Source organism: Saccharopolyspora terrae, from assembly GCF_004348435.1.
GTDB lineage: Bacteria > Actinomycetota > Actinomycetes > Mycobacteriales > Pseudonocardiaceae > Saccharopolyspora > Saccharopolyspora endophytica.
In genome coordinates, this window is the sequence record NZ_SMKS01000126.1 from 1 (window position 1) to 5,489 (window position 5,489).

General features: G+C 70.5%; 7 protein-coding genes and 1 pseudogene. 2 read left to right on the forward strand and 6 right to left on the reverse strand.

Features of this window, described 5'->3' with window-relative positions; translation table 11 throughout:
- Window positions 1-287: pseudogene (locus E1181_RS30810) on the forward strand (hypothetical protein); the annotation flags it as partial.
- 21 nt (window positions 288-308) lie between these two features.
- Here E1181_RS30810 and E1181_RS30815 read toward each other — a convergent pair.
- Window positions 309-1,301: a DUF2278 family protein gene (locus E1181_RS30815; protein ID WP_132679927.1), complete on the reverse strand. Its 993-nt coding sequence runs from the start codon at window positions 1,299-1,301 to the stop codon at window positions 309-311.
- A 249-nt stretch (window positions 1,302-1,550) separates the two neighbouring features.
- On the opposite strand from E1181_RS30815, the gene E1181_RS30820 reads away from it, so the two are divergent.
- The gene (locus E1181_RS30820; protein ID WP_132679928.1) at window positions 1,551-1,895 is read left to right on the forward strand and encodes a DoxX family protein; all 345 of its coding nucleotides are present in this window, start codon (window positions 1,551-1,553) and stop codon (window positions 1,893-1,895) included.
- Window positions 1,896-1,899: 4 nt separating this feature from the next.
- Here the strand turns inward: E1181_RS30820 and E1181_RS30825 are convergent, their stop codons facing one another.
- The 5 genes from E1181_RS30825 to E1181_RS30845 form a co-directional block, all read right to left on the reverse strand.
- Window positions 1,900-2,688, reverse strand: a complete 789-nt coding sequence (locus E1181_RS30825; protein ID WP_132679929.1) for an ArsR/SmtB family transcription factor — start codon at window positions 2,686-2,688, stop codon at window positions 1,900-1,902.
- A 120-nt stretch (window positions 2,689-2,808) separates the two neighbouring features.
- Window positions 2,809-3,132, reverse strand: a complete 324-nt coding sequence (locus tag E1181_RS30830; RefSeq protein ID WP_132679930.1) for a putative quinol monooxygenase — start codon at window positions 3,130-3,132, stop codon at window positions 2,809-2,811.
- An 88-nt stretch (window positions 3,133-3,220) separates the two neighbouring features.
- Window positions 3,221-4,141 (reverse strand): SRPBCC domain-containing protein, encoded by a 921-nt coding sequence (locus E1181_RS30835; protein WP_132679931.1) that lies wholly within the window; start codon window positions 4,139-4,141, stop codon window positions 3,221-3,223.
- Window positions 4,138-4,455 carry an ArsR/SmtB family transcription factor gene (locus E1181_RS30840; RefSeq protein ID WP_132679932.1) on the reverse strand — a complete coding sequence of 106 codons (318 nt, stop codon included), beginning with the start codon at window positions 4,453-4,455 and terminating at the stop codon, window positions 4,138-4,140. Before E1181_RS30840 ends, E1181_RS30835 begins: the two co-directional genes overlap by 4 nt.
- Window positions 4,456-4,492: 37 nt before the next feature.
- Window positions 4,493-5,215, reverse strand: a complete 723-nt coding sequence (locus E1181_RS30845) for a 3-keto-5-aminohexanoate cleavage protein (RefSeq protein ID WP_132679933.1) — start codon at window positions 5,213-5,215, stop codon at window positions 4,493-4,495.
- Window positions 5,216-5,489 lie beyond the last annotated feature (274 nt).

Here is a 5,489-nt window from a genome sequence, read left to right on the forward strand (position 1 = left end):
GTCGGGAGTTGACCTGCAGCCGGGCGGATTTCCGGGACCGCGAGGCGTTGTGGTCGGCGGCGTGGTGCGTGGTGGAGATGGCCGCGAACCTGCCGTTGTTCGAGGGTGCTGTGGAGAGTTCGGCGGATTCGTTGGTGCGGGAGCGGGTGGCCGGGTGCGTGGAGGTCGATGCGGGTGCGTTGACGTTCACGCTGGTCAGCGGTCAGAAGGTGACTGTGGTGCTCGCGGATGAGCAGGTGGCGGATTTGTCGCGGGCGTTGCAGGTGGCCGGCCGGGTGGGTGCCTGACCGGCCACCTGCTGGTGCTTTTTAGAACTGGACGGTGCGGCCTTCGGTGGAGGCGTGTTCGGCGGTGTAGGTGACGCCGTGGACCTTGGTGCCGTGGGGGTCCAGGACGGTGATCTGGCCGCCGTCGTTGCCCAGCTGGAAGCCCTCGGTGGCGGGGATCTGCAGGGTTTGCCCGGCCGCGAGGTCGGAGACCGGCAGCGGCATGGAGTTCTTCCTGGCGTCGGTGAGCTTCCAGCCGGTCAGGGAGATGGTGCGGTCGGAGGTGTTGAGCAGGGTGATCGTTTCGTTCTCCCGGCCGCCTCCGACGGGGTTGACCATGGCGGCCACGACGCGGATCGAGCCGGGCTCGTCGCGCTCGGGGGCGGCGAGGGCGTGGCCGGTCTCGTCGTCGGTGTGCCAGGACTGGGTCTGGAAGGCGAGGAAGACCGCCACCCAGCGGTTCTCGTCGGCGAAGTGCAGGAGCAGTCCGCCGTCCTGCCACACGCCGTCGTCTTCCTGGTACTGCTCGCTGTTGCCCTGGTTCATGTGGACGTTGTGCACGCCGTTGCCGGGCTGGAAGCCGAAGATCTTGTCGGGGGTGTCTTCGGGGCCCCAGGGTTCGCCGTAGACGTAGGCGGTGGCGGTGGGGTCCTGCTGGGCGCGCCGCACGTAGTGGTCGAGGAAGTCGGCGAGGTCGTTGTTGGGGCCGTCGGCGTCGGGCGGCACGGGCCGCATCTGCTCGCGAGTGACGACGTTGGCGCGGATGTAGTCCAGCGCGGCGCCACCGGGTTCGGAGGCGATCTTGTTCCAGCCCGAGCCCGCGGGTGGGAGCGCGGCGGTGAGCGGGTGCTGGAAGTTGTCGGCGGCGAAGTAGAGCAGGTCTGAGGGCTGCTGGCTGGATTCGACGTTGACCGCGGCGCGGTAGTGGCGGTCTTCGTTGTCGACGAGGTGGATTTGGTAGTGCGGGGTGTCGCCGGTTTCGCGGCGGACGTCGATGACGCGTGCGGTGAGCACGCCGTAGGAGTTCAGCGGCATGGTGGTCTCCCCCATTGAGCTGGTCGGCGATGTGCGGTGATCACCTTGGTCCGGCCGCTGGAAGCAGGGCAATAGTCTGATCGGCTGATTGACGGTGGTTCCCGCGGGGTTCACCGGCCGTTCAGGGGCGTGAGGCCGGCGGGTCGCGGTTCGGTCGTGGTGAGCAGCGAGCTGCCCTGGTCGGGCGGTCACATTCGTCTTCTCCCGCGCGTCATGGGAGGAAGACGAAACGTGCGAAGGAGCGGGCTGATGGGTGTGGCGTACGTGGTCGTGGTGGTGGTGACCGCCGCGGCCGCCGCGTTCAGCGCGGCGGTGGATTTCTCCGGGCACCGGTACGTGGTGGGCAATGCCGAGGCCAACGGGGTGCCGGTGGGGTGGCTGCCGGTGCTCGGGGTGTTGAAGGCCGCGGGAGCGGTGGGGCTCGTGGCGGGGTTGCTGGGTGTTCCGGTCGTCGGGGTGCTGGCGGCGGGTGGGCTGGTGCTGTTCTTCGTCGGGGCCGTGGTGGTGCACGTGCGGGCCCGGACCGTGAGCACGATCGGTCCTGCGGTGGTCTTCCTCGTGCTAGCTGCCGGTTCGCTGTGGTTGAGCGTGTGAGCCTTCAGTCCTGCGGGAGGGGTTGGCCGGTTTCCAGGAGGGTTTTGAGGCTGGACAGCAGTGCGGGCCAGCCTTGGCTGATCATCGGGCGCAGGGTGGAGTCGGTGGTGAAGCCGGTGTGGGTGACGGTGAGCTGCACGGTGCCGGCGGTGGCGGGTTCGATGTCGAAGACGACCCGGCTGCGCGGTTCGGCGGCCAGGCGGGCGCGCAGGTCCTCGTCGATGCCGGCGCCGGTGGCCCAGTCGGGGGTGAAGGTGTGCCAGGTGTAGGCCAAGCGGCGGGGTGGGTCGGCTTCCAGGACGATCTGGTCGGGGTCGCTGATGGTGGCGGCGTTGTCCTCCCAGGTGATCTGCGATCCGGGTTTCCAGTCGCTGCGCAGGCTCACTCCCCAGTACTGGCGGGTGAATTCGGGGCTGGTGAGCGCTTGCCAGAGCTGGTCGGGGGTGGTGGCGATGTGGGTCTGGTAGACGAAGTCGGTGTCGGGCACGGGGTTCTCCAGGGTGTGTTTGAGCTCGTGCAGGGCGCGGGTGTGGTGTTGGTGGTAGCGGCTGATCCAGCGGTCGGTGATCGCGGCGATGGGTGCGGTGTTGAGGTGGTGGAGCTTTTCCCGGCCGCGGCGGGTGGTGGTGATCAGCGCGGCGTCTTCGAGGATCGCGAGGTGCTTGCTGACCGATTGGCGGGTCATGTCGAGTTCGCCGCAGAGTTCGCGCAGAGTTTGGCCGTTGGTGCGTTGGAGGCTGTCGAGCAGCCGTCGTCGGCTCGGGTCGGCCAGGGCGCGGAAGACCTCGTCCATCCCTCTCCCCTGTTGTGGGTGCGGCACCACCCAATATAGGCAGCCATTTGGTTGCATTTCAAGTCGAAGAACAGGCCCCGGGGCTTCCCGGGGCCTGACTCGATGGATCCCGAGGTCGGGTCAGTCCACGGCCATCTCCCCCAGCAGGGACCAGTCGTCCTGGTCCAGGGAGGTGTTGATGACCCGCGGGGTCTCGGCCAGGTGCTGCGGCAGCGTCTGCTGGGCGTGCTTGAAGTGCTCGCTCTGCACGTGCGCGACACCGGCTTCACCGTCGCGGAAGGCCTCCACGAGCACGTACTCGTTGGGGTCTTCGAGGCTGCGCGACCAGTCGAACCACAGGCATCCCGGCTCGTTGCGGGTGGCGTTGGTGAACCCCGCGGAGATCTGCGGCCACTGGTCGGCGTGCTCCGGCTTGACCCGGAACTTGGCGGTAATGAAGATCATGCTTCGCTCCCCTGATGGCGCTGCGGCGCGATGTCGGACGACGACCATCCTATGTGGCCGATCACCGGGGCACGGACGGGCCGACCGTTCAGGCGAGGGTGGCGGCGTAGTGGGCGCGCAGCGCCTCGGTGCGCTCGGCGGGCCACGGGCAGCGGACGTCGCCGTGCAGGGCGGCGAACACCAGCTCCAGGAGGGTCTGCCACGCGGCCAGCAGTATCGCGCGGTCCTCGGGTGCGGTGAGGGTGTGGGTGAGCACCAGGCGGGTGCCGATCGGGTACTGCTCGCGCAGGTCGAAGCGCACCTCGCCGCCGGCGGCCCACCCGTAGGCCAGCGCCTGCGGCGCCTCGGCTTCGGTGACGGTGGCGGCCCGCCCGTAGCCGTGGGTGGCCGGCAGCGGCGGCTCATCACCGGGTTCGGGCGTCTCGCCGCCGGTGAGCAGCTCCCACACCTGCTGCGGGGACTGCACCAGGTCGCGTTCGAAGCGGATCGTCCAGCCCGCCTCGGTGGCCAGCGCCTGCCCTTCGGCGAGCCCGAACAGCTCGACGAGCTCCTCGGCGCGGGCGAACCAGACCTGCATGTCGAATTCGCTGGTGGTGCCGTCGAGTCCGGCCTGCAGGGCGTCCAGGCAGATCAGCCAGCCGGCGCCGTGGCGGGCCGCCGAGGGGCGGTCGCCGTCAGGTCCGGCCAGGGTGTGGGTGAACACCAGCAGGCAGCCCCGCTCGTGCGGCAGCAGTTCGCAGCGGATGGCGTCGCTGTTCCAGCGGAAGGCGAACACCTTCGGCTCGTCGGCTTCCAGGACCTCGCCGGCCTCGGGCGCCTCGGCGCCGTCGAAGTCGAAGCGCATCGGCGTGCCCGGGGTGGTGCCGGTGAACTCCACGCGCGCCGGGAACCACGCCGAGAGCTCGCCCGGGTCGGTCACCGCCTTCCACACCGCGGCCGGCGGGTGGTCCAGGACGCGCTGCAGCCGCAGCACCGGATGGCCGTTGATCGTCGTCAGCTCGGGTCTCATACCGGGTCCTCATCCATGGTCTCGAGGTGCCGTTGCAGGGCGTCGAGGCGCTGGGACCACATCCGCCGGTAGGGCCGCAACCAGGAGTCGATCTCGGCCAGCGGCTCCGGGCGCAGCCGGTACCAGCGGCGCTGGGCGTCCTGTCGGACCTCCACCAGCCCGGCCTCGCGCAGCACCTTGAGGTGCTTGGACACCGTGGGCTGGCTCAGCGGCAACTGCTCGACCAGCTCGCCGACCGCGCGTTCCCCGTCGCGCAGCAGGTCGAGGATCTCGCGGCGGCGCGACTCGGCCAGCACCTCGAACGTGGTTACCACACCGCGAATATAGCCCTGCGGGAATATGCTGTCGAGGTCAGCGCGACTCGGCCTCGACGACCGCCCGCGCGGCGGCCACCAGCTCGGCGTTGTCGGTGGCGATCTGCCCGTCCGGCAGCACCAGCGTGTCCTCCAGACCGATGCGCACGGCGAAACCCCGGCGCGCCGCCAGCCGCAGCACCGGCCACGCACCGGCGGCCTCACCGTGCAGCAGGATCGGTGCCGACGCCGGGTGCAGCCGCGCCAGCAACGCCTCCGCGGTGGTCGCCGCACCCCCAGCGCTGCGGTCGGTGACCTCGGCCAGCACCCGCAGCACCCGGCCCCGGTGCGGCGAGAGCCGGAAGTGGTGATCGGCATCGGTGCCCGAGAAGATCCCGGCCTCCACCCCCACCCCGCGTTCCAGCAGCGCACCGGCCACCTCGTCGGCGCCCGGCTCGTGCCAGTTGACCGAGGCGTGATCGGGCAGCAACGTCCACGCCTTGATCGCCCGCACCCGCGAAGCGGTGTCCGGCGCCGTCCACGCCCCCGTCGTCACACCCACCGCCACCCCCGGCGCCGCGGCCCGCACCGCGCGCAACGCCGCGGCCACCGCGTGCGGATCGAGGCTGTCGGTGCCATCGGCGGACTTGGCGTGCAGGTGCACGTCGGTGGCCCCGGCGGCCACCGCGTCGGCGGCGGCCTTGGCCAGCTCCTCCGGCCGCACCGGCAGGTGGAAGTGCTCACGCGGGGACCGGGCGCCGTTCAGGCAAACCTGCAGCATGCACCGATTGTCGCCCCACCCGGCGCGCCTGCGGTAGTTGATGAACTCGTTTCGTGATCAACACGCGTCCCCGCCGGGGCCGGCCCCGGCGGGTATTAGCGTGGGAAGGGTGTTGAGCGACCGGATCGCGCGCGGCGTGGCCGCCGGGCAGATCACCGAGACCTACTTCCGCTGGCCCAGCCCGCAGGCCCGCCCCGGCGCCCGCGTACCCACCCGCAGCGGCCTCATCGAGATCACCGGCCTCACCCAGGTCGACCCCGACGCGCTCACCGAC